This window comes from Muriicola sp. E247, assembly GCF_041358175.1.
Taxonomy (GTDB): Bacteria; Bacteroidota; Bacteroidia; order Flavobacteriales; family Flavobacteriaceae; genus Muriicola.
Window position 1 is genome coordinate 1 of sequence record NZ_JBGKBE010000021.1, and the last position, 3,345, is coordinate 3,345.

General features: G+C 51.6%; 2 rRNA genes. Both read right to left on the reverse strand.

What is annotated here, in order from left to right:
- Positions 1–141 precede the first annotated feature (141 nt).
- Positions 142–253 (reverse strand): 5S ribosomal RNA (gene rrf / locus ACA086_RS14815).
- 140 nt (positions 254–393) lie between these two features.
- Positions 394–3,243 (reverse strand): 23S ribosomal RNA (locus ACA086_RS14820).
- Positions 3,244–3,345 lie beyond the last annotated feature (102 nt).

Here is a 3,345-nt window from a genome sequence, read left to right on the forward strand (position 1 = left end):
GACCTATTGCTGACTGCCCGCCCGTGCAAACAAAGTGCTGCATGGGTGGATACAGGAAGTAATCACGCCAATGGCGTGGTTCGCTTGCTTGAATGTTATCCATAAAAAAAGACCCCTACATTGCTGTAGAGGTCTCTCTAAAAAAGGCGGCGACCTACTCTTCCACTTGGTGTAGCAGTACCATCGGCGCTGACGGGCTTAACTTCCCTGTTCGGAATGGTAAGGGGTGGACCCCGTCGCCATGGCCACCTGAATTTTTAACCGGGTTAGTGAGCTTACGCTCTACTTCCCGGTAATATCTTAACATAAAGGGATAGGGTCTTGTTTGAAGGCTTCGAATTTAAATCCTAGAGGAAGGTTAGTATACCTCAGAGTAGTTTACAAGGCAGTTAGCGGCGCAAGCCTAACGGACTATTAGTACCACTCGGCTACGTACTTTGCAGCACTTACACCTATGGCCTATCAACGTGGTCATCTCCCACGGCCCTTTAAAGAAATCTCATCTTGTGGCGGGTTTCGCGCTTATATGCTTTCAGCGCTTATCCCATCCCGACGTAGCTACCCGGCAATGCCCCTGGCGGGACAACCGGTACACCAGCGGTCAGTCCGACTCGGTCCTCTCGTACTAGAGTCAGCACCACTCAAATTTCTAACGCCCGCAGTAGATAGAGACCGAACTGTCTCACGACGTTCTGAACCCAGCTCGCGTGCCACTTTAATGGGCGAACAGCCCAACCCTTGGGACCTTCTCCAGCCCCAGGATGTGACGAGCCGACATCGAGGTGCCAAACCCCCCCGTCGATATGAGCTCTTGGGGGAGATCAGCCTGTTATCCCCGGCGTACCTTTTATCCTTTGAGCGATGGCCCTTCCATGCGGAACCACCGGATCACTATGCTCTACTTTCGTACCTGTTCGACCTGTATGTCTCACAGTCAAGCGCCCTTGTGCCATTGCACTCTACGCACGGTTACCAAGCGTGCTGAGGGCACCTTTAGAAGCCTCCGTTACTCTTTTGGAGGCGACCACCCCAGTCAAACTACCCACCACGCACTGTTCCCCTCATTCGAGGGGTTAGGCCCCGGACAAACAAAGGCTGGTATTTCAACAACGACTCCACCACGCCTAGCGACGCAGCTTCAAAGTCTCCCAGCTATCCTACACATGGTTTGCCCAAGGTCAATACGAAGCTATAGTAAAGGTGCACGGGGTCTTTTCGTCCCACTGCGGGTAATCGGCATCTTCACCGATACTACAATTTCACCGAGCTCATGGCTGAGACAGTGTCCAGATCGTTGCACCATTCGTGCAGGTCGGAACTTACCCGACAAGGAATTTCGCTACCTTAGGACCGTTATAGTTACGGCCGCCGTTTACCGGGGCTTCAATTCAATGCTTCTCCTTGCGGATGACATCTCCTCTTAACCTTCCGGCACCGGGCAGGTGTCAGGCCCTATACGTCATCTCTCGATTTTGCAGAGCCCTGTGTTTTTGATAAACAGTCGCCTGGACCTCTTCACTGCGGCCCTGTAGCGTTATACTACAGGGCGACCTTTCTCCCGAAGTTACAGGTCTATTTTGCCTAGTTCCTTAGCCATGAATCTCTCGAGCGCCTTAGAATACTCATCCCGACCACCTGTGTCGGTTTACGGTACGGGCCGCAATACTCGCTTTTCTTGGAGGAAGCTATGCTGGATTATCGGCGCAGCCGTAGCCTTGCCGTACTATCTCACCCTTACAGGTGATTCAACGTACAATTCCGTCTGTACGCACCAACGCCACTCCCCCGTCACTTTTGTCGTATTGCGGGTACGGGATTATTAACCCGTTGTCCATCCACTACCCCATTCGGGTTCGTGTTAGGTCCCGACTGACCCCCGGCTGATTAGCATAGCCGGGGAAACCTTGGTCTTTCGGCGTGCGGGTTTCTCGCCCGCATTATCGTTACTTATGCCTACATTTTCGTTTGTAGCTCCTCCAGCAACCCTTACAGATCACCTTCAATGGCACTACAATGCTCCCCTACCCCTTACACCCGATGGTGTAAAGCCATAGCTTCGGTGGTGTGCTTATGCCCGATTATTATCCATGCGGAACCGCTCGACCAGTGAGCTGTTACGCACTCTTTAAATGAATGGCTGCTTCCAAGCCAACATCCTGGCTGTCTATGCAGTTCCACCGCGTTTTGTCAACTTAGCACACACTTGGGGACCTTAGCTGATGGTCCGGGTTCTTTCCCTTTCGGACATGGACCTTAGCACCCATGCCCTCACTGCTGATTAACATTTTATAGCATTCGGAGTTTGTCAGGAATTGGTAGGCGGTGAAGCCCCCGCATCCAATCAGTAGCTCTACCTCTATAAAACTATAAATCAACGCTGCACCTAAATGCATTTCGGGGAGTACGAGCTATTTCCGAGTTTGATTGGCCTTTCACCCCTACCCACAGGTCATCCCAAGACTTTTCAACGTCAACGGGTTCGGTCCTCCACTATGTGTTACCACAGCTTCAACCTGCCCATGGGTAGATCACACGGTTTCGCGTCTGCCACTACTAACTAAAGCGCCCTATTCAGACTCGCTTTCGCTCCGGCTCCGGACCTGAAGTCCTTAACCTCGCTAGCAACGGCAACTCGTAGGCTCATTATGCAAAAGGCACGCCGTCACCCCAAAAGGGGCTCCGACCGCTTGTAAGCGTATGGTTTCAGGTTCTATTTCACTCCCCTGTTCGGGGTTCTTTTCACCTTTCCCTCACGGTACTGGTTCACTATCGGTCTCTCAGGAGTATTTAGCCTTGGCGGATGGTCCCGCCAGATTCATACAGGGTTTCACGTGCCCCGCACTACTCAGGATACCACTACTGATAACGCACTTTACCCGTACGGGACTCTCACCCTCTACGGTCCGACTTTCCAGACGGTTCCAGTTCTGTAACGCATCAGACATCGTGGTCCTACAACCCCGATATTGCCGAAACAACATCGGTTTGGGCTAATCCGCTTTCGCTCGCCACTACTCACGGAATCACTTTTGTTTTCTCCTCCTCCGGCTACTTAGATGTTTCAGTTCACCGGGTTTGCTTCCCTTGCGGGATACCATGTCTTCAACATGGTGGGTTGCCCCATTCGGATACCTGCGGATCATATCGTATGTGCCGATCCCCGCAGCTTTTCGCAGCTTATCGCGTCCTTCTTCGCCTCTGAGAGCCTAGGCATTCCCCATACGCCCTTATTTAGCTTGTCGCCTTTGCCTCGTATTCTAATATCTCTAAAGGTATATCTTCATACCTTACTCTATTATTTAAATTCGTGTCTTTACAAGTCTGTAATTATCCAACCAAAAAGTG